General features: G+C 67.1%; 24 protein-coding genes. 12 read left to right on the top strand and 12 right to left on the bottom strand.

What is annotated here, in order from left to right:
- Positions 1-3 precede the first annotated feature (3 nt).
- The 3 genes from tagF to HWX76_RS05945 form a co-directional block, all read right to left on the bottom strand.
- Positions 4-993, bottom strand: a complete 990-nt coding sequence (gene tagF / locus HWX76_RS05955; RefSeq protein ID WP_050013096.1) for a type VI secretion system-associated protein TagF — start codon at positions 991-993, stop codon at positions 4-6.
- The gene (tssM, locus tag HWX76_RS05950) at positions 990-4,934 is read right to left on the bottom strand and encodes a type VI secretion system membrane subunit TssM (RefSeq protein WP_176015599.1); all 3,945 of its coding nucleotides are present in this window, start codon (positions 4,932-4,934) and stop codon (positions 990-992) included. Before tssM ends, tagF begins: the two co-directional genes overlap by 4 nt.
- Before the next feature lie 301 nt (positions 4,935-5,235).
- Positions 5,236-6,081: a M15 family metallopeptidase gene (locus tag HWX76_RS05945; RefSeq protein WP_050013094.1), complete on the bottom strand. Its 846-nt coding sequence runs from the start codon at positions 6,079-6,081 to the stop codon at positions 5,236-5,238.
- A gap of 121 nt (positions 6,082-6,202) precedes the next feature.
- Between HWX76_RS05945 and HWX76_RS05940 the strand changes: the two genes are divergently transcribed.
- Entirely contained in the window at positions 6,203-7,180 is a 978-nt protein-coding gene (locus tag HWX76_RS05940; protein WP_176015598.1) for a phage tail protein, read from the top strand.
- A 212-nt stretch (positions 7,181-7,392) separates the two neighbouring features.
- Positions 7,393-8,421, top strand: a complete 1,029-nt coding sequence (locus HWX76_RS05935; RefSeq protein ID WP_050013092.1) for a transporter — start codon at positions 7,393-7,395, stop codon at positions 8,419-8,421.
- Between the two features lie 19 nt (positions 8,422-8,440).
- Here the strand turns inward: HWX76_RS05935 and HWX76_RS05930 are convergent, their stop codons facing one another.
- Entirely contained in the window at positions 8,441-8,593 is a 153-nt protein-coding gene (locus HWX76_RS05930) for a DUF1427 family protein (protein ID WP_080334215.1), read from the bottom strand.
- 23 nt (positions 8,594-8,616) lie between these two features.
- Entirely contained in the window at positions 8,617-9,594 is a 978-nt protein-coding gene (locus tag HWX76_RS05925; RefSeq protein WP_176015597.1) for a zinc-binding alcohol dehydrogenase family protein, read from the bottom strand.
- A 161-nt stretch (positions 9,595-9,755) separates the two neighbouring features.
- On the opposite strand from HWX76_RS05925, the gene HWX76_RS05920 reads away from it, so the two are divergent.
- Positions 9,756-10,676, top strand: coding sequence for a LysR family transcriptional regulator (locus HWX76_RS05920; RefSeq protein WP_050013090.1), 921 nt, complete (start codon positions 9,756-9,758; stop codon positions 10,674-10,676).
- A gap of 122 nt (positions 10,677-10,798) precedes the next feature.
- On the opposite strand, the gene HWX76_RS05915 is transcribed toward HWX76_RS05920, so the two are convergent.
- On the bottom strand, positions 10,799-12,967 hold the full coding sequence (locus HWX76_RS05915) for a M1 family metallopeptidase (RefSeq protein WP_176015596.1): 2,169 nt from the start codon (positions 12,965-12,967) through the stop codon (positions 10,799-10,801).
- A 14-nt stretch (positions 12,968-12,981) separates the two neighbouring features.
- Between HWX76_RS05915 and HWX76_RS05910 the strand changes: the two genes are divergently transcribed.
- The 5 genes from HWX76_RS05910 (at position 12,982) to HWX76_RS05890 (ending at position 16,854) form a co-directional block, all read left to right on the top strand.
- Positions 12,982-13,194 carry a hypothetical protein gene (locus tag HWX76_RS05910; RefSeq protein ID WP_176015595.1) on the top strand — a complete coding sequence of 71 codons (213 nt, stop codon included), beginning with the start codon at positions 12,982-12,984 and terminating at the stop codon, positions 13,192-13,194.
- 433 nt (positions 13,195-13,627) lie between these two features.
- Positions 13,628-14,119: an LEA type 2 family protein gene (locus HWX76_RS05905; protein WP_176015594.1), complete on the top strand. Its 492-nt coding sequence runs from the start codon at positions 13,628-13,630 to the stop codon at positions 14,117-14,119.
- Between the two features lie 154 nt (positions 14,120-14,273).
- Positions 14,274-14,606 carry a YegP family protein gene (locus HWX76_RS05900; RefSeq protein WP_124557592.1) on the top strand — a complete coding sequence of 111 codons (333 nt, stop codon included), beginning with the start codon at positions 14,274-14,276 and terminating at the stop codon, positions 14,604-14,606.
- 134 nt (positions 14,607-14,740) lie between these two features.
- Positions 14,741-15,874, top strand: a complete 1,134-nt coding sequence (locus tag HWX76_RS05895) for a class I SAM-dependent methyltransferase (RefSeq protein ID WP_176015593.1) — start codon at positions 14,741-14,743, stop codon at positions 15,872-15,874.
- 89 nt (positions 15,875-15,963) lie between these two features.
- Positions 15,964-16,854, top strand: a complete 891-nt coding sequence (locus HWX76_RS05890; RefSeq protein ID WP_176015592.1) for an SAM-dependent methyltransferase — start codon at positions 15,964-15,966, stop codon at positions 16,852-16,854.
- Positions 16,855-16,900: 46 nt separating this feature from the next.
- On the opposite strand, the gene HWX76_RS05885 is transcribed toward HWX76_RS05890, so the two are convergent.
- Positions 16,901-17,473, bottom strand: coding sequence for a DUF1415 domain-containing protein (locus HWX76_RS05885; RefSeq protein WP_050013085.1), 573 nt, complete (start codon positions 17,471-17,473; stop codon positions 16,901-16,903).
- Between the two features lie 76 nt (positions 17,474-17,549).
- The gene (locus HWX76_RS05880; protein WP_050013084.1) at positions 17,550-18,170 is read right to left on the bottom strand and encodes a TetR/AcrR family transcriptional regulator; all 621 of its coding nucleotides are present in this window, start codon (positions 18,168-18,170) and stop codon (positions 17,550-17,552) included.
- A gap of 218 nt (positions 18,171-18,388) precedes the next feature.
- On the opposite strand from HWX76_RS05880, the gene HWX76_RS05875 reads away from it, so the two are divergent.
- The 3 genes from HWX76_RS05875 (at position 18,389) to HWX76_RS05865 (ending at position 21,872) form a co-directional block, all read left to right on the top strand.
- Positions 18,389-19,672 carry an MFS transporter gene (locus tag HWX76_RS05875; protein ID WP_176015591.1) on the top strand — a complete coding sequence of 428 codons (1,284 nt, stop codon included), beginning with the start codon at positions 18,389-18,391 and terminating at the stop codon, positions 19,670-19,672.
- Between the two features lie 156 nt (positions 19,673-19,828).
- The gene (locus tag HWX76_RS05870) at positions 19,829-20,434 is read left to right on the top strand and encodes a nitroreductase family protein (protein WP_050013082.1); all 606 of its coding nucleotides are present in this window, start codon (positions 19,829-19,831) and stop codon (positions 20,432-20,434) included.
- A gap of 187 nt (positions 20,435-20,621) precedes the next feature.
- Positions 20,622-21,872, top strand: coding sequence for an Hsp70 family protein (locus HWX76_RS05865; RefSeq protein ID WP_050013081.1), 1,251 nt, complete (start codon positions 20,622-20,624; stop codon positions 21,870-21,872).
- 109 nt (positions 21,873-21,981) lie between these two features.
- Here HWX76_RS05865 and HWX76_RS05860 read toward each other — a convergent pair whose 3' ends face one another.
- Positions 21,982-22,185 carry a cold-shock protein gene (locus tag HWX76_RS05860; protein ID WP_006477070.1) on the bottom strand — a complete coding sequence of 68 codons (204 nt, stop codon included), beginning with the start codon at positions 22,183-22,185 and terminating at the stop codon, positions 21,982-21,984.
- Between the two features lie 420 nt (positions 22,186-22,605).
- Between HWX76_RS05860 and HWX76_RS05855 the strand changes: the two genes are divergently transcribed.
- Positions 22,606-24,204 (top strand): APC family permease, encoded by a 1,599-nt coding sequence (locus HWX76_RS05855; protein ID WP_050013080.1) that lies wholly within the window; start codon positions 22,606-22,608, stop codon positions 24,202-24,204.
- A 118-nt stretch (positions 24,205-24,322) separates the two neighbouring features.
- Here the strand turns inward: HWX76_RS05855 and HWX76_RS05850 are convergent, their stop codons facing one another.
- The 3 genes from HWX76_RS05850 to grxD all read right to left on the bottom strand — a co-directional run bounded on the left by HWX76_RS05850 (position 24,323) and on the right by grxD (position 26,246).
- Positions 24,323-25,114, bottom strand: coding sequence for a class III extradiol ring-cleavage dioxygenase (locus HWX76_RS05850; RefSeq protein ID WP_050013079.1), 792 nt, complete (start codon positions 25,112-25,114; stop codon positions 24,323-24,325).
- A 199-nt stretch (positions 25,115-25,313) separates the two neighbouring features.
- Entirely contained in the window at positions 25,314-25,910 is a 597-nt protein-coding gene (locus HWX76_RS05845; protein ID WP_050013078.1) for a UbiX family flavin prenyltransferase, read from the bottom strand.
- A gap of 24 nt (positions 25,911-25,934) precedes the next feature.
- Positions 25,935-26,246, bottom strand: a complete 312-nt coding sequence (grxD, locus tag HWX76_RS05840; protein WP_006477066.1) for a Grx4 family monothiol glutaredoxin — start codon at positions 26,244-26,246, stop codon at positions 25,935-25,937.
- Positions 26,247-26,286: the final 40 nt, after the last annotated feature.

Genomic DNA, 26,286 nt, shown 5'->3' with positions numbered 1-26,286 from the left:
CCGTCAGCCTCCGATGAACGCTTCGCGGAACGCGTCGATGGCGACACGCAGCGAGAGTTGCGGTTGGTCGAGGTAGCTGACGAGCTTGCTGATCTGGTGATCGTTTTGCGCATGGGCGTCGATCCACTCGGGATCGTCGATGTCGATGTTGTGGGCGGCGTAGGTCTGCGGGTCGACGACGCTCAGCAGCGTCTTCGCCGACGCGCCGTTGAAGCCGATGATGAGCCGTTCGCGTTCGGCGATCGTGCCGATGAAGATCGCCAGCTCGAAGTCGGCCTGCGCGACGAACGGCGCGATCAGCTCGAGCCAGAACGCGGCGACGAGGCTGCGGTAGAACGGATCGACCGGCAGCGGCAGCGTGAGGCCGCGTTCGATGTGCGACGAGCCGCTCTGCATCACCGGCCGCAGCAGCGAGCCGAGCGCGAGCATCGCGCCGCGCAGCCGCACCGGATGACCGCTTTCGAGCAGCATCTCCTGCAGGCCGTGCAGCGACTGGTGTTCGACGAAATCGTTGAAGGTGCCGTCATGCGACGTGCCGGGGCCGCCGACGTCGATCGGCACCTGCGTGTCGCCGAGCGCCTGCAGCGCGCCGGGCGGCTCGTCCTTGCCGAGCAGCGGCGGGATCTGCGCGGCGACGCGCGACCACAGCCGCGCGAACGCGAGCGGGCTGCGCGCGAGGAACGCCAGCGGCCGGTCGACCTCCAGCGCGGTGGCGCCGAGGAACGGGAAGCGGCGCATCGACACGTCGTGGCTCGCGACCATGTGGCCCGCGATCGCGAGCTTGCTGCGCGAACCGAGGAACGCGAAATGCATCGGCTTCGCGTCCTCGTAGACGATCTTCCAGCGCGGATCTTCCGCGAGCAGCTCGAGCGCCTGCGCGATCCAGCGATCGAGCGTCTGCAGCAGCTGCGGATTGTGCGCGCTCTTCACGAAGTCGCCGCGCGACGGAATCTTGCCGAAGTAGGCGATTTGCGCCTGTACGGTTTGCGTCATTGCGCCCTCTGTGCATTCGTTGCGTTGGCGGCCGCGACGGCCGGCGCGGCACCCGGCGTGCCGGTGCCGGCTTGCGTCGCGTTCTGCGCGGCGCCTGCGCTCGCGTCGGCGACCGACGACGGCAGCTGCAGGCCGCGCAGGCTTTGCTGCTGCGGCTGGTCGCCGCCACCGGCCGACGGTTGCGACGTACTGATGATGCGCATCGTCACCGACACGTTCACGCTGCCCTGTGCCCACGTCAGGTCGAAGGTGCCGTCCGGACGGCGCTTGCGCTGCGCCGAGTTGATCAGCTTCTCGAGACCGTAGCGGCCCGGCTCGTTGACGAGCTGCACCGTGCGGCCGTCGAAGGTCGTCGCGGACAGCGTCGCGCCCGGCGCGCCCTGCGGGTTCGGCCACACGAAGTTGGTCCACTGCGGCGGCGTGTTGCGGTAGCGCAGTTGCTGGCCGTCGATCGCGATCGTGTATTCCGTCGTGCCCGTGCTCGGCTGCGGCAGGATCTGGAACACGGTTTGCGGCTCGGACGACGCGGCGGCACTGCCTGCCGCACCGCCGGCGAGCGGCGCGACCCAGCGTGCAAAGCCGCTCGTGAAGTCCGGCGTGAGCCCGATGCCCATGTCGCCCCACGTGCGGGCGGCGAGCGTGTCGCCGCGGCGCACCGCGAGCGGCCCGAGCGTCGTGCCGACGAACTTCGCGATCGAGCCGTCCGGGCCGAACACCTGCGCGATCTCGCCGGCGCCGGCCTCGACCTTCGCGTTCGCCGCGAACGGGTACTTGGTCGCGAGCGAGCTCTGGAACGGCTGGTAGACCTGCGCGTTCCACACCTTGTTGACTTCGGCGCTGGCCGGCTGGATCACGACCGCGAACGCCTGCATCAGCGGCCGCACCAGCAGCGGGCGCAGCGACTTGCGTTGCGAATCGGTCAGGCCCGTCAGCATCTGCTCGTCGACGAGCTTCAGCGAATCGGCGAGTTCCGAACCGCTGCCGTCGAGCGTCTGCTGCATCAGCTGGCGCGCGCCCGGCCCCGGGTCGCCCTGGTTCTTGATCACGTTGAAGCGGGTGCGGACCTTCGACAGCGACTCCATGTAGCCCTTCAGCATCGACGTGCCGTCATGCGTCGCGACGATCCGCGCGAGCCCGACGAACTCCTGGCCGATCGGACCCATCGGCACCTCGGCCGGATTGCCGTTGATGTCGATGTTGGCTGCCGCCATCTGGCCGGCCTGCGAGCGCGTGAACAGTTGCTTGACCCAGTTCACGACGCCCGTCTGCGCCTTCTTGATCGTCACGTTCGCGAGCGACGGGTTGTCCCACGACGTCTGGTCGTACGCGGTCTCGAGGATCTTGCGGATCGGCGAATCCTGCGGGTCGCCGAGGCGGTTCATCCCGTCGACGGCCTGGCCGAAGCTGGTGAAGCCCTGGACCGCGATGCCCTGCATGAATTTCTGCCAGTGCTGCGCGTACTCGGTCTTGTACATGCCGACGAGCGTCTTCTGGATCTGCTCGGGGCTGCCCTCGAGCGTCAGGTCGTCCTGCGTCGACGTGTTGAGCACCCAGTCCTTCGCCTGCAGTTCCTTGGTCGCCGCATCGCGGATCGCCGGCTGCACGTAGTCGAACCACGCTTCACGCGTGAACGTGCCCGGAATCGCGTAGCTGCCTGCCACGAGCCCCTGGTTGCCGTCGCCGACGATGCGCGCGATGGTCATCGGCGCGAAGCGGGTCGACGCACGGGCCTTGATTTCCTCGTACACGCGCTGGCGGGCCGGCATGCCGCGCACGACGCGGCGCAGGTTCTCGCGGGTCTGGTCGACGAGCGCGAGGTTCGCGTCGATCATCGGCCAGTCGTTGTCGTTCACGCGCGACAGGTAGAACGAGATCATGCGCTCGGCGCTCCGGATCATCTCGTCGCGCGGCATGTTGCCGCGATTCGTCTCGAGCCAGCCGCGCCAGAAGCGGGCGAGCTGGTCGGTCAGGTGCGCCTGTTCGACGTGACGCTTGTCGGACAGCATCAGGTAGGTCTTCAGCGCGTTGTACGCATCCTGCACGTTGGTCGGCGACGCGTCGCTGTAGAGGCCGCCCTGCGGCGCGGCGGGCTGCTGCGGGGCGGCGGCCGGCGCGGCGCCCGACGCGGCCAGCACGGCGCCGGCCTGCGGCGCGGCGCCTGCCGCGTTCGTCGACACCGGCATCGTGCCGCCCTGCACGGCGCCCGATTCCGGCGGGCGCGTCATCGGCACGAGCTGCTCGGGGTGCGCGTTCACGTCCTTCATGAACGACGCGAGGTTCTGCGATACGGGAGCCAGCAGGATCTGGCGCACGCCGTTGTAGTACTCGGTCAGCAGGTGCTGCTCGAGACGGTCGCCCTGGTACAGGCCGAGCGACACCGACAGCGGCTTGTCACGGCGGAACTGTTCGAGCTGCTCGATCCGGTCTTCCAGGATGTCCATCGCCTGCAGGCGCGACTGCAGGTCGTTGCGGCCCTGCTGCAGGCGCGTGACGTTGTCGAGGTCGGCCTGCACGTTCGACACGAGCTGCTGGTTGCCGATCGTCGACCAGGTCCAGCCGCCGAGCGCGAGCGCGAGTGCCGCGACGAAGCCGAAGAAGGTCGCGTAGCGCAGCCGCGTCTTGGTCGGGCTCGCGAACTGGCGCACCGTCTGGCGGTCGGCGAAGATCACCTTCGAGAACAGGTCGCGCAGGAAGAAGCCGTTCTTCGAGAACGCGCTGTGCGGTTTCGGCAGCGCGCTGCCGTCGAGGCCGAAGCGGTGCGCGATGCGCTGCGCGGCCGCGCTGTTGGTTTCGCCTTCCTGCAGCGCGCTGGTGAAGTAGAAGCCGCGGAAGATCGGCTTGTACTGGAACGGGTTGTTCTCGAACAGCGTCGCGAGGAATGCGCGCAGCGACGGCTTGATCGTCGAGAATTCGAGCGGGAAGCTCAGCTGGCCCGGCGACAGCTGGTTGCCGCGCGACAGCGACAGCTGCGCGACGCTGATTTCCTTCAGCCCTTCGTAGAGTTCCTCGAAGTGCGTGTCGAACTGCGCGACGACGTCGCGCTTGTCGTCGGGCTCGTAGGGCAGCGTCGCGCCCCACACGCGGTCGTACTCGTGCTTGTCGCTGCTGCTGAAGAATTCGGTGAAGCCGGTGATCAGGTCGGCCTTCGTGAACATCACGTAGACCGGCGCGAACACTTCGAGCTTTTCCGTCAGTTCCTGAACGCGCTGACGAAGGTTTTTCGCGAGGTTGATCGCGAATTCCGGGCGGTTGCCGGTGAGTTCGGCGATGCTGGCCGTGACGATGATGCCGTTGATCGGCGCCTTCGGACGGTAGCGCTTGAGCAGCCCGAGGAAGCCGAGCCACTCGCTGCGGTCTTCCTCGTGCACCGAATAGCGGCCGGCCGTGTCGAGCAGGATCCCCTCGGTCGTGAAGAACCAGTCGCAGTTGCGGGTGCCGCCGATGCCGTGGATCACGGCGCTGTTCTTGTCCGCGAACGGGAATTGCAGGCCGGAATTGAGCACGGCGCTGCTCTTGCCCGCGGCCGGGTTGCCGATCACGATGTACCACGGCAGTTCGTACAGCGCGGAGCCGCCCGACACCTGGCCGATCTTCGACGTCTTGATCGTCTTCACCGCGTCCGACAGGCGCGTGCGCAGCACGTCGAGGTCGGCCGTCTTCGCGTCCGGCGCGAGCGCGGCGGCGGCCGGTGCGGCGATCTTGCCGGTTTCCGCCTGCTCTTCCAGCACCTGGCCGAGCTGCTGGTTCGCGCGCTTCACGCGCCAGCGGCGCCACAGCGCGACGACGAGCCACAGCGCGAGGACCGCCGCGAACGCGATCGCCGCCCACAGGAGCGGCAGCTGCAACATGTCGGCGACGATGAACAGGATGGCCGCTAGCGCGACGATCCCGACGATCGAGAGCGTACGCGGATGAGTCAGCACGTTGAGGATGCGTTGCATAGGACGTTCAGGTTCCGGTGCGATTCGATGAGGCGACGCAGGCGCGCCGAGCGGCAAGGGTGGCGCCGCGATGTGTCGCCATGCTGTCAAACGGGATGAAGGAGGCTGGCATCAATGCGCTCGCGGCATCGGAGCAGGCGCGCGCATTAACGAAAGGACGCTGTGAGATTTAAAACGGAAGCGGCGGCCGGAAAAAATCGCGCACCGGAATGCCCGATTGTTTGCGCCGCCCAAATCGTTTCCTGCCGGGTGATTAAAAAGCCCCATGCCGCCCTCATTATTTCTTGTCCGGCAGCGCTGACTAGCTGCCGCGTCCCAGTTTAAAACCGGGTTTATGGTATTCCACGTGCCCGAGATCCATCATTTTCCATCGGCCGCCCCAGGTCAGGCCGACTTGCTCGGCGACCTGGCCGTACAACTGGTAGCCGCGCATCGCCCACGGATCTTTCTCGGAAATGACCAGCTTGCCGTCGCGCAGGAACGCGTTGTCGGCCGCCAGCCCGAACTGGTGATAACTCTGGAAGGCCGCCGCATTGGTCACGTTCGTGCCCATCTGCGCGAGCCGGTTCTGTCGTTCCGGGCTCCGGTAGCCTTCCAGCAGCGCCATTTCATAACCATGTTGTTCGTGCATGATCTTGTAGACCAGCAGCAAACGCGTCCGGAAATCCGGGTCCAGCAGGTTCCAGTCGCGGCTTGCGTCCTTCAGCGCCGGGCGGACCTGTTCGACTTCCTTCGTGGCAAAGACTTCCGGCGGCAACGGCGGCGGCGGCACGAGTTGTTCGCCCTGCAACAGCGCGGCGATCTTCTCGTCGGGCACGCGCGCGGTGTCGTCGTACTGAAATAATTGCCGACCGCGTAACGCAATGGCCACCAATGGCGGCGTCGCAAGAATACCTGCCGACACCATAATCATCAAGCGCCGCCGAACCAGTAAATTTTGCACGTCACTAAATGCACCGCGCGTCACGCTTGCCGATTTAACAATCTGACTCCGCGCGCGGGCGGCGCGAGCGTTCGCACGGCGCGTGAGACGGCCGTGAAACTGGGCCACGGATTCGAAAACGGTCGCGCGGATACCCGGTAAAAGCAACAGTGCCGCGATGGCGACGGCAAGGGCGAAATAGGCGACGAGTGCGACGGCAATCAACGAAATCCCCGGAAATTGGAATTGATTGTGTTTTGCAATGCTTGCTCTTAGAATCAGGCTGCTTCGAGAGGCCGGGCTATATTATCGCGGTGAATTAAACCAGGATTCAATGAGACGCTGAATGAGTGCGCCGGAAAATTCAAATTCGAAAACTCCGCCCAGCCTGCTGTCCGATACTAAACCGGCAGGCGAGGGAGGACCTCGGCAGTCGCGCATTCTCGCGGATCTGGAAGGGCGTGTCACGCCGCCCGCCGAGCCGCCGCGCCGTTCGCTGAAGGCGCCGATCGCCGCCGTCGTGGCGTTGGTCGTGGCCGTCGGCGGCTGGGGCGCGTGGCGCATGCAGCAGTCGCCGGGCGAGCAGCCTGCCGCGATCGCGATCGCGGCCGCGCCGGCACCGGCGGCGGCTGCGCCGGCCAAGGCCGCACCGGCCAGCGGCGGCGCCGCGCAGGTCGCGCAGAATGGCGCATCCGCTGCACCGGCCGCGCAACCGGCCACGATCGTCAACGACGATTCGGCGTCCCAGACCGTTGCATCCGCATCCGCTTCCGCCGCGGACAACAGCCGCCTGTCGCGTGCGCTCGCCAACGGCACCGACGAGGGTTCGGGCGCGGCGGCCACGGCCGGCGTCGCCGCAACGGCGGCTGCCGCGGCAGCGGCGACGACCAAGACGGCGAAGGCCGACGCGTCGAAGAGCACGAAGGCCGCGGCTCACGGCAAGACCGATGCGAAGGCCGACACGAAGGCCGAAGCCCGCAAGCATCGCAAGGAACAGCAGGCCGAGCTCGCGCAGGCGAAGAAGCGCCGCGAAGCGGCGCCGACCCGAACCGCGAAGGCGGGCGCGAAGGACGATCCGGATGCCGATCTGCTCGCCGCGCTCGTCGCGCGCACGAAGCCGGCCGACAAGAAACTCGCCGCCCAGAAGGCGCAGGCCGTGCCGACCAAGACGGCCGCGACCGGCGGCTCGCTGGGGACGCGCGTGAAGGAGTGTTCGGAGCGCGGTTTCTTCGAGGATCAGCTGTGCCGCTGGCGCGTGTGCGACGGCCACTGGGGCAAGGATCCCGCGTGCCCGAGCGCCGCGCAGTCGGAGACGCGGCAGTAACGCGCGTCGCGCACGCCACGATGCTTCCCTGTCAGCGCCGCCCATCGGGCGGCGCGTTGATTTCGGAGGCGCGGAGAAGCTGCCGGTATGATGCCGCGTGACGCTGTCACGAACGCGTCACGCCCGTCGGGCATACGTTTCCTTTCTTTTCCCGGCGCGGGCCCGCGACCCGCGATGTGCGGCGCGCCGCGCGCCGCACCCCCTTCGACACGATGGACCTGATCGTACAGACTTACGGCGCCGATACGTCCGGCATGGTGTGCGGATTCCGCTTCGTTCCGGGCGGCGCCGGCGCGCTGCTCGATGCCGACGCGGCCGCCGCGTGGCTGCGCACGTGCCGCGAGCACGGCGCGGCCGCATCGGGCGATTTCGTCTGGCTGCATTTCAATCTCGCGCACGGCGCGAGCGAGCGCTGGATGCGCACGCATCTCGGGCTGCCCGACAGCTTCTTCGAATTCCTGCACGAAGGCTCGCGCTCGACGCGCATCGAGCAGGAGGACGGCGCGTTGCGCGCGATCGTCAACGACGTGATGTTCAACCTCGAACTCACGCCGTCGGAGATCGCGACGCTGTTCGTCCACGTCGAGCGGCGCATCATGGTGACCGCGCGGCTCAAGCCGCTGCGCTCGGTCGACACGCTGCGCGCGTCCGTGCGCGACGGCGAGCTGTTCCGCTCGCCCGCGGAGCTGCTCGTGCATCTGCTGCGCGATCAGGCCGACCTGCTGATCCAGATCATGCGGCGCACGAGCATCGACGTCGACCGCATCGAGGATCGCTTCCTGTCGCAGCGGCTCACGTCGAGCCGCAGCGAGCTCGGCGCGATGCGCCGCACGCTGACGCGCCTGCAGCGCATGCTCGCGCCGGAGCCCGGCTCGGTCTTCCGGCTGCTCGCGAAGCCGCCCGCGTGGCTGCACACGGAAGACGTGCAGGAGCTGCGCGAGTCGACCGAGGAATTCTCGCTGGTGCTCGCCGATCTGGCGGGGCTCAACGAGCGGATCAAGCTGCTGCAGGAAGAGATCGGTTCGCGCCTCGACGAGCAGAACAACCGGACGCTGTTCACGCTGACGCTCGTCACCGTGATCGCGCTGCCGATCAACATCGTCGCGGGCTTCTTCGGGATGAACGTCGGCGGCGTGCCGTTCTCGGAGAACAAGCACGGCTTCTGGCTGATGGTGCTGCTCGTTGCCGGCTTCACCGCGCTGGCCGCGTGGTGGGCGTTCCGACGCCGCGACGATCGCTAGCGCGGCATCGGGCGTCGCATCAACGCAGCAGCGCGATCGCGCGTTCGCCGATCACCATCCCGAGCAGGCCGACGAGCGCAACGAGCGGCGGGGCCGGCGAGCGCACGTGCAGCAGCGCGTACAACACGCCGACACCGATGCCCACCGCGAGCGAGGTCACGTAATCCATCATGGCGGTCTCCTGTAGGTCCGGCGTCAGGGCTTGAGGATGACGCGCTCGCGCGCGCCGGCCAGCACCGCGCGATACGCGTCGTGCGCACGCTCGAGCGGGTACACGTAGTCGTCGCCGATCGGGAACGGGCGCAGCGTGCCGTTGCCGAAGCCGGGCGCGAGCGTGTCGAGGATCTGCGCGACCGCGGCCGCGCCGAGCTGCAGCGAATCGATGCCCACGAACGTGTGCTGGCCGCGATAGAACGAAAAGATGTCGAACGGCACGCTGCGCTCGATCGTCGAGATGAAGATCTGCCGCGCGCCGATCGCCATCGACGCGTTCGCCGCGTCGAAATACGGGCTGCCGACCGTGTTGTAGACGACGTCCGCGCCGTGGCCGCCGGTCAACTCGCGCACCGCGTCGGCCACCGCGCGGCTCGACGCGTCGATCATGTGGACGTCGCCCGACGCGTGACCGCGATAGTCGCCGGGCCCGCGCTCGACGCCGATCACGGTCGCGCCGCGCGCGGTGGCGAGCTGGATCGCGGCCTGACCGACCTTGCCGTTCGCGCCGAACACGAGCACGACGTCGTCGGCCGTCGGCATCCCGGCGCGACGGAGGCCTTCGTACGCGGTGACGAACGGCACGCCGACGCCGGCCGCCTCGTCGAGCGTCAGCACGCCCGGCTTGCGACGCACGTGCGCGGCGTCCAGCACGAGCCATTCCGCATGCGAACCGTCGCGCCCGACGCCGAGATCGCCGCCCGAGCCCCACACCGGCGCGCCGATCCAGTCGTCGGGGCCGCTGCGCACGATCCCGGCCCAGTCGCGCCCGGGTGTGCGCGGCCACACCGCATGCGGCATGCGGCCGAGCGCGGCCTTCACGTCGCTCGGATTCACGCCGGCCGCGCGCACCTCGATCAGCACCTGGCCGTCGGCCGGTACGGGCGGGGCGATGTCCCGGACCCGCGCGTCGAGCGACTCGATGTCGGCGGCGGGGGTGTCGAAGCGGATGCTGCGCATGATGATCTCCGTGAAGATGGCGGCTGCCCGGCCCGGCGGGCCGGCGCGTGCGGCGGATGAAACCGGTGAATGCAGTCTAGTGGGCCCGGTTTGACACGGAAACGTGCAAAGGTGGATGATTGTTTTGCGTTATCCGCATAGCCAAATCAGCAGGCCCCCGCATGGACGACTTCCTTTCCCCGCACCTCGCGCTGTTCGTCGACGTGGTCGATCAGCAGAGCTTCTCGGCGGCCGCGCGCCGGCTCGGCGTCGCCGCGTCGTCGGTCACGCGGCGCATCGACCGGCTCGAGACGCAGCTCGGCATCCGGCTCCTGCATCGCACCACGCACGCGCTGCGGCCGACCGAGGCCGGGCAGCTTCTATATGGGCGCGCGGCCCGCATGCTGGCCGAACTGCGCGGACTACAGGAAGACCTGCACAGCCAGCACGACGAACCGGGCGGCCTGCTGCGCATCGACTGTCCGGCGCCGTTCGGCCGGCGGCACCTGATGGCTGCGCTGGCCGCGTTCATGCAGCGTCATCCGGCGCTGCAGGTCGATCTCGTGCTGACCGACAGCATGGTCGACCTGCAGGGCGCACGGCTGGGCTCCGACGTCGATCTCGCGGTGCGCATCGGCCCGCTCGAGGACACGCGTTTCGTCGCGACGGTGCTGGCGCCGCAGCGGCGCGTGCTGTGCGCGAGCGCGGCCTACCTCGCCCGGCGCGGCGAGCCCGCCTCGCCCGACGCGCTCGCCGGCCACGACTGTCTCGCGTGGCATGGCGCACCGCCGCCCGGCGCATGGCGCTTCGGCGAGCGCCGTCACGTGCCGGCGCAGCCGCGGTTTCGCAGCAATCATTCGGAAGCGTTGCTCGAGGCGGCGATCGACGGGCTCGGTCTCGCGCACCTGCCGACCTGGCTCGTGGCGGACGCGCTGCGCGACGGACGGTTGCGCGCGCTGCTGCCGCAGTACGCGGCGGCGCCCGAGCCGGCGACGATTCACGTGCTGCGTCAGCAGCCGCGCGGCAGTGCGCGCACGTCGCGGCTCGTCGCGTTCCTCGCCACGTGGTTCGCGCAGCCGGCGTGGGATGCCGCATGGGCGTGACGGTCGGCGAACGCCGTGCCGCATGAAAAAAGGGCCTCGCATGCGAGGCCCGTCAACAGGTCGGAGAAACCGGTACGCCGGCCGGCGCCGCGGGTCGCGCGGCGCCGGCCGGATCTGCACCGTTACTGCGTTACTACCTTGCGCGGCTTGAAGAGGCCCTGGTATTGCCGTGCCGGGCGTTCCTTCGTCACCGGCTCGATGCCGCCGAAGGTCGGCGTCTGGCGCAGCTTCATCGCGGCCGGCGAAGCGACCGAGCCGATCGACGTCGAGCGCGAAGCCGGCGCGAGGTTGTTCGCGACGAGCAGCGCCGCTTCGCTCTTCAGGTTTGCCAGCAGCACCGGATCGGTCGAGCCGTTCACCTGCGTGAGCAGCCCGCTCCACGCCGCGTCGCTGTAGTTCACGACGTAGTAGTCGAGACCGCTCGGGTCGGCGACCACGCCCGTGCAGCCGTCGATCCGCGTCTGCGCCTGCGTGTCCTTCAGCGCGAGCGTCGTGCGTTTCGCGAGACCCTGGCCGTACGCGAGCGTGATCGGCACCGTCCATTGCAGGCCCGGATACGCGTTCTTGTTCGGGAACGGCTGCTGTTTCAGCGTGACGATCGTCTGGTTCTTCGTCATGTCGCACTGCGTGTCGAGCGAGATCAGCGGCACGCCGGTCTGACGCACGTAGCTGTCGCCGATCGGGCCGACCGACTGGCCGCTTTCCTTCGACAGCGCGTCCCACAGACGCTTCGGCGTCCCGTTGCCGAACGAGTAGTCGACCAGGTACTGCTGGAGACCCTTGCGCAGCGTCTGCTCACCGAGATAGTTCTCGAGCGTCTTCAGCACGTGGCCGCCCTTGTCGTACGTGAACGCGCTCGCGCTCAGCACGAAGTCGTTCGACGCCCAGTCGTTGAAGTTCGGCGCGACCGGGAACGCGTTCGGGCCGATGTCACGATTGATCACGCGATACTTGTTCTTCACCTGGTCGAGCCAGCTGAACTCGTCGGGGAAGAACTGGATCGTCGTCTTCGTCTCGAAGAACGTCGCGAACGATTCGTTGAGCCACACGTTGTCCCACCAGTCGGTCGTCACGAGATCGCCGAACCACTGGTGCGCCACTTCGTGCGTCAGCACTTCGTTGCCGTAGCGCGACATCGGCTGGCCCGGCTGCGGCAGGATGTCGTCGGCGAATTCGAGGATCGAGCCCCAGTTCTCCATTCCGCCGAAATTCAGGTCCTTCTGCTCCTTGAACGCGTCGTTCGCGGCCACCGTGTCGAACTTCGTCAGCGGCAGCGGGATGCCCGTGTAGCGGTAGTAGTAGTCGAGCGCCTGCTTGGTGCGGTCCATCGCCGGCTTCGCCCAGTCGCTCATGCCCGGCGGCGTGAACACGCGCAGGTGCAGGCCGCCCTTGCCGCCCGGCAGCGGGCTCGTGAAGTCGTCCTCGTAGGTGTCGAACAGGCCGCCGCCGAAGAACAGCAGGTACGACGGCATCGGCGGGGTCTTCTCGAACTGCACGAGCTTGTAGCCGCCGCCGACGTTGGTCGACGGCTTCTCGGCCGCGTTCGACACGACGCGCCAGTTCTGCGGCACTTCGGCCGTCACTTCATAGGTCGGGCGGAACGCCGGCTCGTCCCAGCCCGGGAACCACTGGCGCGACAGGTTGGTTTCGCCCTGCGTCAGGATCGCGCCGCTCGTCTTGCCATCCGTGCCCTTCAGGTCGACGCGGAACACGCCTTCTGCGGCCGAGCAGCCCGGGTACGGATCGTCGCCGCAGCTGCCGCCCGTCTGGTTGACCGGATCGTCATACGACTTGAAGTTGATGATGCCCGACCACTCCATGTGCAGCGAATAGTTGCCCGGTGCGATCGTGCCGGCAGTGGGGCGCAGCTGATAGAAGTCGCCCTTGTCCTGCGGCGTCGCGATCAGCTGGATGTTGCCCGGCTGCAGCGTGATGCGGCCGTTGGTGAACTTGATCCGGTGGCCGGCGATCACGATGTTGTTGACCGGCTTCAGCACCTTGATCTCGACGTCGGCGCGGCCGTCGAACGCGTTCAACGCGTCGTTCGGGCGGAACCACAGCCGGTAGTTCACAGGCACCACGGTGTCCGGCAATTCGACAGGCGGGACGCTCTTGTCGATGTTCGAGGCGCTCGGCGGCGCGGTGACGGCGGGCGACGAGCCCGTATGCGGCGCGCCGGCGGAGCTGAGCGCGGAAGCGGAGCCCGCACCGCCGTCGTCGCCGCCGCACCCGCCGAGCGCGAGTGCGGCGACGAGCGGCAGATAACGCATCTTGCGAATATGAATCGACATGACTGAAACCTCGATTGTTGAATGAATCGTTCAGTGCTGCGAAAACACCGGCAAAAGCGATCCCCTCGCCGTTTAATCAACAGCGAAAAAATGCCAATGACGGATTATTCGAAAAAGACGGCGGCCGACTACGTGAAGGTAATCATGGTTTACTGCCCCCTCTGAATTTCCGGATGTCGTTTAACTGGCCGGTTCAAAATGGCCGGGCGCGTGTTGTACTGAATTGATTTCGCGCGCACGACACGGGGCCGCGCGCCCGGCGCGGGCGCGCAATCCCTTTGAACCGACGACCTACGGGGCTGGCCGGGCCAGGCCGCAGGACGGATGGACAGCGTGTCGCCGTCCCGTAAATTCGCCGTCATGCGGCTTCAAGGTTTGTCGGCTTGCTCCAAGGATGCGTAAATATACTTGATGGTTTTGGGTAAAGGAAACGAAAAATTTAGAAAGAGCATCTATTGAATTCCGGGCGCTTCATTGAATGCTGGAAGTCATTAATGCGCTTTCCGTTTAGCCGGAAATTTCGTAGTTTTAATCTATTAACGATCTTGCGTTGCCGCGGAAACTACGAAATCCGGTGACGGGCGGCACGGCCGGTACAGGCTCGGTCGGTACAATGCAGCGACGCGCCCCGTTCACCGCTTGCCGCGAGGAGACCTTCCCATGCCACGCACCCAGTCCCGTCTCGCGCCGCTGCGCGCCGTGCTGCTGTTCGTCGTCGGGTTCCTGCTGGGCGGTTGCGCGGGGCTCATGCGCGAGCCGGTGCGCGTGTCGGTCGCCGGGCTCGACCCGCTCGTCGGGCAGGGTCTCGAGATGCGCTTCAGCCTGAAGTTGCGCGTGCAGAATCCGACCGATGCGCCGATCGACTACGACGGCATCTCGGTCTCGCTCGACCTGAACGGCACGCCGTTCGCGAGCGGCGTCAGCGACCGGGCGGGCACCGTGCCGCGGTTCGGCGAGGCCGTGCTCGACGTGCCGGTTTCGGTGTCGGCGTTCGCGGCTGCGCGGCAGGCGTGGAACCTGCCCGGCGCGGCCGCGAACGGCGAACTGCCGTATGCGCTGCGCGGCCGCCTCGCGGGCAGCGGGCTGGGCACCGTACACTTCAGCGACGCGGGCACGCTGCGCCTGCCGACCCTGCCGGGGTGGGGCGGATAGATCGTTCGGCTGACTTCAACGGCGGCCAAATGTGTCGGAAAATTCACCATTTGACAGTCTTTGACGCTTATCTTCGCGAGATGTCGACTTTAGTCGATGGGCCCCCTTACACTTGTCGATGTCCGAGGGTCGGACATTCTTTTAGGGGAATTCCATGGCGGCAAAATTCGAGCTCAAGAAGGCCACGAACGGTCAGTACTACTTCCACCTGAAGTCGGCGAACGGCGAGATCATCCTCGCGAGCGAGCGGTACGAGGAGAAAAGCGGCGCGAGAAACGGGATCGCGTCCGTGCGGGAAAACGCGCCGCTCGACGAGCGCTACGAGCGCAAGCTCGCCCACAACGGTGAGCCCATGTTCAACCTGAAGGCAGCGAACCACCAGGTCATCGGCACGAGCGAAACGTACAGCAGCGCGCAGGCACGCGACAACGGCATCGCGGCCGTCAAGCGCGATGCGCCCACTGCGGAAACCTACGATCTCGGCTGATTGACGGTGGCGCCGCGCGGATGCCTTCGGGCGGCCGTCGCGGCGCCCGTTTTGCCGGGTCGGGCAAAGCGCGGTATGGTGTGGTCCGCGCGGTGAATTCTCGCCGCCGTTGAAGCCAACCGTACCGAGTTCGCGTGACCGATTTCCCCCTTTTCCACTGGACCGACGCCGACGGCGTCGATCATGCCGTGCGCTGGCGTTCCGAAGCCGGCGTGCAACCGCCGAAGCGCGCGGTGCCCGCCGACGACCGCCTCACGGCCGATGCGGCCTACCGTCTCGCTTGCGAGGGCGCCGCGCTCGTCTGGCAGGGCGACTTCCAGAATGCGCGCCAGCTCCTGCAGGCGATGGCGCGCCGTGTCGAACGCAAACCGAAGAAGGCGAAAGCCGCGGCCGGCGTCGATGCGTTCAACCTGCATCGTCTCGCGCAATCGCAGCGCGCCCGCACGCTCGGCATGCTGCTGATCCCGCTGGACGCCGATTACACGATCCCGCTGCGCCGCGCGCCCGACGTGCGGGCGGCCTGCGAGGAGGCGTACGGCCCCGGCGGTGTGCCGTCGGTCGTGTCGCTGCGCGAACTGCTCGGCCTCGTCGGCGCGCACGAGTGGCGCAAGAAGGGCGTGCCGATCCCGGCGCTCGGCGGCGCGCCGATCCATCCGCACTACGGCGTGTTCTCGCCGGTGCGCGGCGAATACGTCGAGCTCGTCGCGCGCGCGCCGCTGCCGGCGACGTCGCTCGCGTTCGATATCGGCACGGGCACCGGCGTGCTGGCGGCGGTGCTCGTGTCGCGCGGCGTCGAGCGCGTCGTCGCGACCGACCAGGATCCGCGCGCGCTCGCCTGCGCGCGCGAGAACGTCGCGCGGCTCGGCCATGCGGGCCAGGTCGAGATCGTCGAGGCCGACCTGTTTCCTACCGGCCGTGCGCCGCTCGTGGTCTGCAACCCGCCATGGGTGCCGGCCCGGCCGAGCGCGCCGATCGAATACGCGGTCTACGACCCGGACAGCCGCATGCTGCGCGGTTTCCTCGCGGGGCTGGCCGCGCATCTGGAGCCGGGCGGCGAGGGCTGGTTGATCCTGTCCGATTTCGCCGAGCATCTCGGGCTGCGGCCGCGCGACACCTTGCTGCAATGGATCGACGAAGCCGGTCTCGTCGTGCTCGGCCGCGACGACATCCGCCCCGCGCATCCGAAGTCGACAGACGCCGACGATCCGCTGCATGCGGCGCGTCGCGCCGAGGTCACGTCGCTGTGGCGGCTGGGCGCCCGGGCCTGACCGCGTATTTTCGGTAAACTACCGCCATTCCTCACGAATTTCCGCCGCCGGGCCGTGGTCGACCGACCGTGGCCCGGCGGCGCTTCACGATGTCGAACAAGACCCACGAAATCCGCCCGGAGCAGTCCGTCGAGCTGCTGAAGGAACTGCACATCCTCACCCGCGACGGGAAGCTGAACCAGGACAGCCGCCGCAAGCTGAAGCAGGTCTATCACCTGTTCCAGTTCATCGAGCCGCTGCTCGCCGGCGTGCAGGCCGACAAGGGCCACGTGACGCTCGTCGATCACGGTGCCGGCAAGTCGTATCTCGGTTTCATCCTGTACGACCTGTTCTTCAAGCAGCAGCCGGGGCACGGCACACCGGCGTTCGCGTCGCACGTGTACGGCATCGAGACGCGCGAAGAACTCGTCGCGCGCTCGACCGAGCTTGCCGCGCGGCTCGGGTTCGGCGGCATGTCGTTCCTGAACCTGTCGGTCGCCGATTCGATCACGTCGCCGCAACTGCCCGACACGGTCGACGTCGTCACCGCGCTGCATGCGTGCGACACGGCGACCGACGACGCGATCCGCTTCGCGCTCGCGAAGCGCGCGCAGCACATCGTGCTGGTGCCGTGCTGCCAGGCGGAAGTCGCGGGCGTGCTGCGCAGGAACAAGGGCAAGTCGCTCGCGAATGCGCTGACCGAGGTGTGGCGGCATCCGCTGCATACGCGCGAATTCGGCAGCCAGATCACCAACGTGCTGCGCGGCCTGCAGCTCGAGGCGCATGGCTACCAGGTCAGCGTGACCGAGCTCGTCGGCTGGGAGCATTCGATGAAGAACGAGCTGATCATCGCGCAGTACAAGAACCTGCCGCGCCGCAAGCCGGGCGAGCGGTTGAACGAGATCCTCGCGATGTTCGGGCTGGCCGAGCTGAACGAGCGCTTCTTCGTCGCGCAAGCCGCCGCGGCGGGCGACGCCGCCGTCGAGCCGGCCGAAGGCTGACGCGGTCGCGCGGGCATGGCGCCCGCGCCGCGCGTGGCACGCCGCATCACACGTCGTCGCCCGGCCGGCGCATCCATTCGCGCCAGCCTTCGTGGCCGAGGCGGCGCAGCGTTTCCTGATTCTTTTCGTAGATCGCGGACGCGTCCGGGAACGCGTCGACCGCGCGTGCGATGCTGTCCTCGCGCAGCAAGTGCAGGATCGGATACGGCGCGCGGTTCGTGTAGTTCTCGATGTCGTCGGGTTCGGTGCCGTCGAACCGGTATTGCGGATGGAAGCTCGCGATCTGCAGCACGCCGTCGAGCCGCAATTGCCGCACGAGCCGCTCGGCGAAGAACAGCGCATCGTTGTAGTCGACGAAATCGGCGAACGCGTGCGGGTAGATCACAAGCGTCGTATCGACCTGCTGCGGGTCCGCCGCTTCCAGCGCGCGCAGCTCGGTTTCGAGTTCGGCGAGCGCGTCCTCCAGCGTCGTCGCTTCGCTGATCGCGTAGCGCACCTGTTCCTTCACGTAGACGCTTTTCGCGAACGGGCACAGATTGAGCCCGATCACCGCGCGCGCGAGCCAGTGCCGCGTGGCGGCGAGGATGTCGTCGTGCGAATCGGGGCGGGTGTCGGTCATCGTGATACCAGTCGGGCGGAAGGGCGAAGAGGGCCGCATTGTAGCGGGCGCGCCGGGGACGAACGCGCGCGGCCCGTCACGCGCAGGCCGCCTCGATCAATTGCGTGACGAGTGCGGGCGCGGTGCCGATCGGCGTTTCGCCATGCCGGTAGGTCTGGCTGGCCGCATAGATGCCTTCGACCACCAGCGCGAGCGCATCGGCGAGCGCCTTCGGCTGCCGCGCGCCGGCGCCTTCGCACAGCGCGACGAGCCGTTTCATCAGCTGCTCCTTGTTCTGCGCGACGCGTTCGCGCGCCGGGTGCGACGCATCCGGGAATTCGGCGGCGACGTTGACGAACGGGCAGCCGCGATAGTCCTTTTGCGTCGCGCGCTCGGCGAGATCGGCGAAGTACTGGATCAACTGCGCCTTCGGCTGGCCCGGATGCTTCGCGGCGCTCGTGTCGAGCCGCTCGAAGAAGCACGCGTCCATCCGTTCCAGATACGCGAGGATCAGCTCGTCCTTCGACGAGAACTGGCGGTACAGGCTCATCTTGTTGACGCCCGCGCGTTCCACCACCGCCTCGACGCCGACCGTGCGCACCCCTTCCTTGTAAAACAGCTCCTCGGCGGCACGCAGCAGATGCTCCTGCGCGGTGGCGCCGTCGATCGGCCGGCGCGTGCGCCGCGCCAGCGGTTTGGCGACCTCGATGCCCGACATGATGGCCCTCGACTACGTAATGGATTGCTTGACATGTTACCGACTGGTAACTACGATCGCAACACAGTTGTGACCGGTCGGTAACAATCGCGGCCGGATCGACAGACGAATGCCAAGCGTCGGCCCGGGTCAGCCGATGTTGAAATGCGCGGCGGAGGTGGCCTGGTCGGGGCGGCGTGGTGCGATGGCGCCGGAACCGCCAACTGGAGAACGTGAAGATGAACTGGGCAGTGACACGAATCGGCGGGCGCTTCCATTACGGATGGCTCGCGGCGGCGGTGGTATTCCTGATCCTGCTGGCGGCGGCCGGCACGCGCGCGACGCCGAGCGTGCTGATGGTGCCGCTCGAACGCGAACTCGGCTGGAGCCGCGCGGCGATTTCGCTGGCGATTTCGGTGAACATCGCGTTGTACGGCCTGACGGGCCCGTTCGCGGCCGCCGCGATGCAGCGCTTCGGGCTGCGTCCGACGATCCTCACCGCGCTCGTGACGATGAGCGCGGGCGTCGCGCTGTCGTCGATGATGACGCAGAGCTGGCAGATGGTACTGATCTGGGGGCTGATGGTCGGCTGCTCGACGGGCGTCGTCGCGCTGACGCTGTCCGCCACCTTCGTCACGCGCTGGTTCCATGCGCGGCGCGGCCTCGTGATGGGGATCCTGACCGCGAGCACGGCCACCGGCCAGCTCGTGTTCCTGCCGCTGCTCGCGGCGATCGCGCAGCGCCACGGCTGGCGGCCGGTCGTGCTGGTCGTCGCGGTGGCGGCCGCGATCGTGATTCCGCTGGTCGCGTTCCTGCTGCCCGAGCGGCCGGCCGACGTGAAGCTGCGCCCGTACGGCGAGCCGGCCGATACGCCGGCGGCGCCCGATGCGACGAAGGAGAATCCACTCGCGGTCGCGTTCCGCACGCTGCTGATGGCGAGCCGCTCGCGCGACTTCTGGCTGCTGTTCTTCAGCTTCTTCATCTGCGGCGCGAGCACCAACGGCTATGTCGGCACGCACCTGATCGCGATGTGCAGCGACTACGGGATGACCGAAGTGCAGGGCGCGTCGCTGCTCGCGGCGATGGGCGTGTTCGACCTGTTCGGCACGACGCTGTCGGGATGGTTGTCCGACCGTTACGACAACCGCGTGCTGCTGTTCTGGTATTACGGGCTGCGCGGGCTGTCGCTGATCTACCTGCCGCATGCGTTCGGGATCGATTTCTTCGGGCTGCCGCTGTTCGCGATGTTCTACGGGCTCGACTGGATCGCGACCGTGCCGCCCACCGTGCGGCTCGCTACCGACGTGTTCGGCAAGGCCGCCGCACCGGTCGTGTTCGGCTGGATCGTCGCCGGCCACCAGCTCGGCGCGGCGTTCGCGGCGCTCGGCGCCGGGCTGCTGCGCGCGAGCCTCGGCACCTACACGATCGCGTCGATGATCTCGGGCGGGCTGTGTATCGTCGGCGCGCTGATCGTGCTGCGGATCAATCGCGGCCCGTCGCGCGCGGCCGCGCAGGCGGCCTGAGCGCGGCGGACCGGCCGGCCGCACACGCTGCGGCCGGCCATTGCACGCGCGGCGATTTGCATAGCGCGGCAGGATCGGGCGCGCTGTCGCTCAAGCGGGTATGCTTGCGGTTCGCCGGGCGTTCGCGCCCCTTCATCGATGTCAGCGAGGAACCGCATGTCCGTCAAACCTGCTCCCACCACTGTTTCGATTCACGATCTGATCGCGGGCCGCTGGAGCCCCCGCGCGTATTCGGATGAAGCCGTCAGCGCCGGCGATCTCCACGCGGTGCTCGAAGCGGCACGCTGGGCCCCGTCCGCGTACAACGCGCAACCGTGGCGTTTCATCGTATTCGATCGCACCCAGGACGAAGACGCGTTCAAGCGCGCGTTCGCGACGCTGGTGCCGTTCAACCAGGGCTGGAATGCACCGGCGCCGGTGCTGATCGCGGTCACCGCGCACACGCTGACGCCGAAGGGCGAGCCGGCGCCGACCGCGCTGTACGACGCCGGCGCCGCCGCGATGTCGCTGGTGCTGCAGGCGCACGCGCTCGGCCTCGCCGCGCACCAGATGAGCGGGTTCGACGCGAAGGCATTCCGCGACGCGTTCGCGATTCCGGCGGATGTCGCGATCGTGTCGATCATTTCGCTCGGCCACTACGGCAATGTCGACAAGCTCGATCCCGTGCTGCGCGATCGCGAGAAGGCGCCGCGCACGCGCCACGCGCTCGGCGAAGTCGTCTACGCGGGTGCATGGAAGAAGAGCTTCGGCGCAGCGGCCTGACCCCGCGGGTGGGCAGGCTGCGTCGCGCATCCTGTCCGCGCCCGTTTCCGGCGCGCCACGCCGCGCGCCGTCGCCACCGGCGCCCGTTGCGCGGCCCCGGTGGCCGGCCCCGGTTGTGATCCCGCGGGCTTCATGTTAAAAAGCCGGTCCTTTCCGTTTTCGCGCCGGCCTGCTGCGGCAATTTCCCATGACTTACTGCGCGATCGATTTCGGCACGTCCAATTCCGCCGTGGCGCTGCCCGACGGCGATGGCATGCGCCTCGCGCCCGTCGAGGGCGACCACCTGACGCTGCCCACCGCGATCTTCTTCAACAACGACGAAGAGACGGTCGAATACGGCCGGGCGGCGCTGGCTTCCTATATCGACGGCTTCGACGGCCGGCTGATGCGCTCGATGAAGAGCATCCTCGGCTCGCCGCTCGCGGAAACGACAACCGATCTCGGCGACGGCAGCGCGATCGCGTACACCGAAATCATCGCGCGCTTTCTGACGCACCTGAAGCGCAAGGCCGAAGCGCGCGCGGGCGCGCCGATCGGCCGCGCGGTGCTTGGCCGGCCGGTGTTCTTCGTCGACGACGATCCGCGCGCCGACCGTCTCGCCCAGGATCAGCTCGAGGCGGCCGCGCAATCGGTCGGCTTCGCGGACGTTCACTTCCAGTACGAACCGATCGCCGCCGCATTCGACTACGAATCGCGCCAGCCGGCCGAGCGTCTCGTGCTGGTCGCAGACATCGGCGGCGGCACGTCCGACTTCTCGCTGGTGCGCGTCGGCCCGGCGCGGATGGCGCGGCTCGAGCGCAAGGACGACGTGCTGGCGCACCACGGCGTGCACGTCGCGGGCACCGACTACGACCGGCGTGTCGAGCTGGCGGCGATCCTGCCCGCATTCGGCTACCGTTCGCTCGACCCGGAAGGGCGCGAGCTGCCGAACAAGATCTACTTCGATCTCGCGACCTGGCATCTGATCAACACCGTCTACACGCCGAAGCGCGTCGGCGAGCTGAAGCTGATGAAGCACCTGTACCAGGACGTGCGGCAGTACGACCGGCTCACGAGCGTGGTCGAGCAGCGGCTCGGGCACGCGCTGATGGCGCGTGCGGAAGAAGCGAAGATCGGGGTCGCGGCGGGCGGGGAGACGATGATCGACCTGAACGACGTGGAAGAGGATCTGCTGATCGCATTCGACGCGAATCGCCTCGTCGACGCGAGCCGCGACGATACCGCGCGCATCGTCGACGCCGCGCGCGAGACGGTGCGGCTCGCGGGCGTGGCGCCGCGCGACGTCGGTGCGCTGTATTTCACCGGCGGTTCGACGGGGCTTGCATTCCTGTCCGGCGCGCTCGCCGGTGCGTTCCCGGATGCGCAGCCGGTGTTCGGCGATCGCCTCGCGAGTGTCGCGACGGGGCTCGGCATTCACGCGCAGCGACTGTTCGGCTGAACGGCGGGCGGCTACGGGCCGCCATGCGCCACCATGTAGGACGACCGGCGCGCAAAAACAAAAAGCCCCGCCGAAGCGGGGCTTTTTTACACGAATAATCGCGCCAAGCTTAGACCGGACGGATGTTCGCAGCTTGCAGACCCTTCGGGCCCGTCTTCACTTCGAATTCAACCTTCTGGTTTTCTTGCAGCGTCTTGAAGCCTTCGACGCGGATTTCCGAGAAGTGCGCGAACAGATCGTCGCCGCCGCCTTCCGGGGTGATGAAGCCGAAGCCCTTTGCGTCATTGAACCACTTGACGGTACCGGTTGCCATGTTACTTGTTCCTAAAAAAATAAAACGGGGCCGAGGCCCATGGGGTGCGGAAAATCAAGGAAGGGGTAATAGGACCAACCGGAGTACCGTTGATGGGCGAACTACGAAAGAACCAATTCACTCGCCGCTTGAAATCCTGCGAAGTCCTTTATACGGCTAATCCTTCTGACGGTCAACCGTATTCCCATGCTCTCAGGGTTATTGCGGATATCTGGTTTACAAAGCTTGCAAGCGATGCGAATTTTTTGTAGGGGTCGATCGATTTTGGCGCCACGTTCGAGGTGCAACCGTTAAACTACGCGCCGCGTGGACGGGTTGCCCCGATCGGGTAACCCTCCTCCCCAAGAATGCGTGCGCGGCGCGCTCCGAGCCGATCCCGGATCGCAGGCCGACCATGCTTTTTGAGACACAGGAGAGGATGTGAAGAGTTCTATTCAACGGAACATCGGCCCGTTTGCATTGATGCTGACGGGGCTGGGTTCGATTATCGGCTCGGGTTGGCTGTTCGGTGCCTGGAAGGCCGCGAAGATCGCCGGTCCGGCGGCGATTTGCGCATGGATCATCGGCGCCGTCGTGATTCTCGCGATTGCGCTGACGTATGCGGAACTGGGGGCGATGTTCCCCGAATCGGGTGGCATGGTGCGTTACGCGCGCTACTCGCACGGTTCGCTGGTGGGCTTCATCAGCGCATGGGCCAACTGGATCGCGATCGTATCCGTGATCCCGATCGAGGCCGAAGCATCGATCCAGTACATGAGCACGTGGCCGTATCCGTGGGCGCACGCCCTGTTCGTGAACGGTGAATTACAGACGCTCGGGCTGCTGCTGTCGGCCGTGCTGGTCGTCGTCTACTTCATGCTGAACTACTGGGGCGTCAAGGCCTTCGCGCGGGCGAACACCGCGATCACGATCTTCAAGTTCCTGATCCCCGGCCTCACGATCCTCGGCCTGATGCTGTCGAGCTTCCATTCGGAGAACCTCGGCACCGCATCCAATGCCAGCTTTGCGCCGTACGGCTGGTCGGCCGTGCTGACCGCGGTCGCGACGAGCGGCATCGTGTTCGCGTTCAACGGCTTCCAGAGCCCGGTGAACCTGGCCGGTGAAGCGCGCAATCCGTCGCGCAGCGTGCCGTTCGCGGTGATCACGTCGATCCTGCTCGCACTCGTGATCTACGTGCTGCTGCAAATGGCGTATATCGGTTCGGTGAACCCGGCCGACGTCGCGAAGGGCTGGGAGCACTTCAACTTCTCGTCGCCGTTCGCGGAGCTCGCGATCGCGCTGAACCTGAACTGGCTCGCGATCCTGCTGTACGTCGACGCGTTCATCAGCCCGAGCGGCACCGGCACGACCTACATGGCGACGACCACCCGCATGATCTACGCGATGGAGCGCAACAACACGATGCCGAAGATGTTCGGCAACGTGCACCCGATCTACGGCGTGCCGCGCCAGGCGATGTGGTTCAACCTGCTCGTGTCGTTCATCTTCCTGTTCTTCTTCCGCGGCTGGAGCTCGCTCGCGGCGGTGATCTCGGTCGCGACGGTGATCTCGTACCTGACCGGCCCGATCAGCCTGATGGCGCTGCGCCGTTCGGCGACCGACATCGAGCGCCCGCTGTCGATTCCGCTGATGAAGCTGATCGCGCCGTTCGCGTTCGTATGCGCGTCGCTGATCCTGTACTGGGCGAAGTGGCCGCTGACGGGCGAAATCATCCTGCTGATGATCGTCGCGCTGCCGGTGTATTTCTACTTCCAGGCGAAGTCGGGCTGGACCGGCTGGGGCGCCGACCTGAAGGCCGCGTGGTGGCTGGTCGCATACTTGCCGACGATGGCCGTGCTGTCGCTGATTGGCAGCAAGGAGTTCGGCGGTCATGGCTACCTGCCGTATGGCTGGGACATGCTGATCGTCGCGGCGATTTCGCTGGTGTTCTACTTCTGGGGCGTGAATACCGGCTACCGGACCCAGTATCTCGACGAGCGCGAGTCGCACGACGAGATCCTCGAAGGGGTCGGTGTCTGACGCGTGACCTGTCGCCGGATTCGGCGGCGACAGGATGCAGCGCAAAAAAGCCCGCCCGAGCGCGATGCTCGGGCGGGCTTTTTGCTGACTGGCTCGGCGGTTGCACCGCCGTCCGGGTTCAGGCGTCGGCGTTCGCGAACACGTAGTTCGTCATCGCAAGCACGCGCTGGTACGTGCCGAGCGACTGGATGCCGAGCTGGTAGTCGTCATCCGCCGCGCCGAGCGCCGTGAAGACCGGCAGCAGGTGCTCGTCGGTCGGATGCATCAGCGCCGCGTGCGGCGCCTGCCGGCGATAGTCGAGCAGCGCATCGACGTCGCGCGCGGCGAGTTTCGCCTCGAACCAGTCGGTGAATTCGGCGACGCGCGGGTCCGCATCCTCGGGCGCCGCGCCGAAATCGGCGGCGCGCAGGTTGTGCGTGATCTGGCCCGAGCCGATCACCATCACGCCTTCGTCGCGCAGCGGCCGCAGCGCGCGGCCGAGCGCGAAGTGATGCGCGGCGTTCGCGCGCGGCTGGATCGACAGTTGCGCGACCGGCACGTCGGCTTCCGGAAACATCAGCAGCATCGGCACCCACGCGCCGTGATCGAGCCCGTGTTCGGTCGTCGCGGTCGCGATGCCGGCCGCGTTCAGCAGCGCGGCCGCGCGTTCGGCGACGTCCGGTGCGCCCGGCGCCGGATAGCGGATGTCGTACAGCGCCTGCGGGAAACCGTAGAAATCGTGGATCGTGTCCGGATGCGCGGCGACGCTCGCGACCGGCTGTTGCGTGCCCCAGTGCGCGGACAGCATCAGCACCGCGCGCGGGCGCGGCAACTCGGCGCCGAGGTGCGTGAACGCGCCGGACGGCAGCGCCGGGTCGATCGGCAGTGTCGGGGCGCCGTGGGACAGGTAGAGCGAAGGCAAGCGGTTCATGGTGGTGACCTGCAAAAGGGGTTGCCTGTGACTATAAGCGCGTACCGTGCATTGATAAATCGGCGACCGAGAATTTGATTGACGCTTGTTTGTTGATAATCGTGGCGACGACCGGCGCTCGAATGCGGATTCGCATCCGAAGGTGAGAAATCGATGGAGTTGCAGTGCGAATAGAAGGAGATCCGCGCAGAAGGATGACTTACTGCGCGTGCCGGATGCCGGCCCACGGCGTCGTGAGCGGGGCGCTGAGCGCGAATAGGTCGAGCACGCGCGTGACGGTCTGGTCGACGAGTTCCTCGATCGTCTTCGGCATCGCGTAGAACGCGGGCAGCGGCGGGAAGACGATGCCGCCCATTTCGGTGACGGCGGTCATGTTGCGCAGATGCGCGAGGTTGAACGGCGTTTCGCGCACCATCAGCACGAGACGGCGGCGTTCCTTCAGCGTGACGTCGGCCGCGCGCGTGATCAGGTTGTCGGACAGCCCGTGCGCGACGCTCGCCAGCGTCTTCATCGAGCAGGGCGCGATCACCATGCCGTCGGTCGCGAACGAGCCCGACGCGATCGTCGCGCCGACGTCGCGCACCGAATGCACGACGTCCGCACGGCGTTCGACATCGGCCTTCGGCAGCTTCAGTTCATGTTGGATGTTGAGCCAGCCGGCGTTCGAGATCAGCAGATGCGTTTCGACGCCGCCGGCGGCGCGCAGCAGGTCGAGCAGCCGCACACCATAGATCGCGCCGGTGGCGCCGGTGATCGCGACGATCAGCCGGCGTGGCGGCGCGCTGGGAGATGCCATTGAAATGGGGACGGGTGCCGCGTGTTAGGCGGCGGCGAACAGTTGCTGCAGTTCGCCCGACTGGTACATCTCCATCATGATGTCCGAGCCGCCGATGAATTCGCCCTTCACGTACAGCTGCGGGATGGTCGGCCAGTTCGAGAATGCCTTGATGCCCTGGCGGATTTCGTCGTCCTCGAGCACGTTGACCGTCTTGAACTGGTCGACGCCGCAGGCCTTCAGCACCTGCACGGCGCGGCCCGAGAAGCCGCACATCGGGAATTGCGCGTTGCCCTTCATGAAGAGCACGACCTGGTTTTCGTCGACGATTTGCTTGATACGTTGTTGGGTGTCCATGACTGACCTTGCGTTTGCGGGGCGTTAGATCGAAATGATA

It is taken from the genome of Burkholderia sp. BCC0398 (genome assembly GCF_902833245.1).
Lineage (GTDB): Bacteria > Pseudomonadota > Gammaproteobacteria > Burkholderiales > Burkholderiaceae > Burkholderia > Burkholderia sola.
The sequence above is the reverse complement of the archived record's forward strand: the minus strand, read 5'-3'. Positions and strand labels throughout refer to the sequence as shown.

Coding starts and splice junctions, on each gene's coding strand:
- HWX76_RS05865 (WP_050013081.1), top strand. CDS start 20,622: ATGACTTACTGCGCGATCGATTTCGGCACGTCCAATTCCGCCGTGGCG.
- HWX76_RS05860 (WP_006477070.1), bottom strand. CDS start 22,185: ATGGCAACCGGTACCGTCAAGTGGTTCAATGACGCAAAGGGCTTCGGC.
- HWX76_RS05935 (WP_050013092.1), top strand. CDS start 7,393: ATGGACCTGATCGTACAGACTTACGGCGCCGATACGTCCGGCATGGTG.
- tagF (WP_050013096.1), bottom strand. CDS start 993: ATGACGCAAACCGTACAGGCGCAAATCGCCTACTTCGGCAAGATTCCG.
- HWX76_RS05920 (WP_050013090.1), top strand. CDS start 9,756: ATGGACGACTTCCTTTCCCCGCACCTCGCGCTGTTCGTCGACGTGGTC.
- HWX76_RS05845 (WP_050013078.1), bottom strand. CDS start 25,910: ATGGCATCTCCCAGCGCGCCGCCACGCCGGCTGATCGTCGCGATCACC.
- HWX76_RS05900 (WP_124557592.1), top strand. CDS start 14,274: ATGGCGGCAAAATTCGAGCTCAAGAAGGCCACGAACGGTCAGTACTAC.
- HWX76_RS05875 (WP_176015591.1), top strand. CDS start 18,389: ATGAACTGGGCAGTGACACGAATCGGCGGGCGCTTCCATTACGGATGG.
- grxD (WP_006477066.1), bottom strand. CDS start 26,246: ATGGACACCCAACAACGTATCAAGCAAATCGTCGACGAAAACCAGGTC.
- HWX76_RS05880 (WP_050013084.1), bottom strand. CDS start 18,170: ATGTCGGGCATCGAGGTCGCCAAACCGCTGGCGCGGCGCACGCGCCGG.
- HWX76_RS05885 (WP_050013085.1), bottom strand. CDS start 17,473: ATGACCGACACCCGCCCCGATTCGCACGACGACATCCTCGCCGCCACG.
- tssM (WP_176015599.1), bottom strand. CDS start 4,934: ATGCAACGCATCCTCAACGTGCTGACTCATCCGCGTACGCTCTCGATC.
- HWX76_RS05915 (WP_176015596.1), bottom strand. CDS start 12,967: ATGTCGATTCATATTCGCAAGATGCGTTATCTGCCGCTCGTCGCCGCA.
- HWX76_RS05890 (WP_176015592.1), top strand. CDS start 15,964: ATGTCGAACAAGACCCACGAAATCCGCCCGGAGCAGTCCGTCGAGCTG.
- HWX76_RS05940 (WP_176015598.1), top strand. CDS start 6,203: ATGAGTGCGCCGGAAAATTCAAATTCGAAAACTCCGCCCAGCCTGCTG.
- HWX76_RS05870 (WP_050013082.1), top strand. CDS start 19,829: ATGTCCGTCAAACCTGCTCCCACCACTGTTTCGATTCACGATCTGATC.
- HWX76_RS05850 (WP_050013079.1), bottom strand. CDS start 25,114: ATGAACCGCTTGCCTTCGCTCTACCTGTCCCACGGCGCCCCGACACTG.
- HWX76_RS05925 (WP_176015597.1), bottom strand. CDS start 9,594: ATGCGCAGCATCCGCTTCGACACCCCCGCCGCCGACATCGAGTCGCTC.
- HWX76_RS05905 (WP_176015594.1), top strand. CDS start 13,628: ATGCCACGCACCCAGTCCCGTCTCGCGCCGCTGCGCGCCGTGCTGCTG.
- HWX76_RS05930 (WP_080334215.1), bottom strand. CDS start 8,593: ATGATGGATTACGTGACCTCGCTCGCGGTGGGCATCGGTGTCGGCGTG.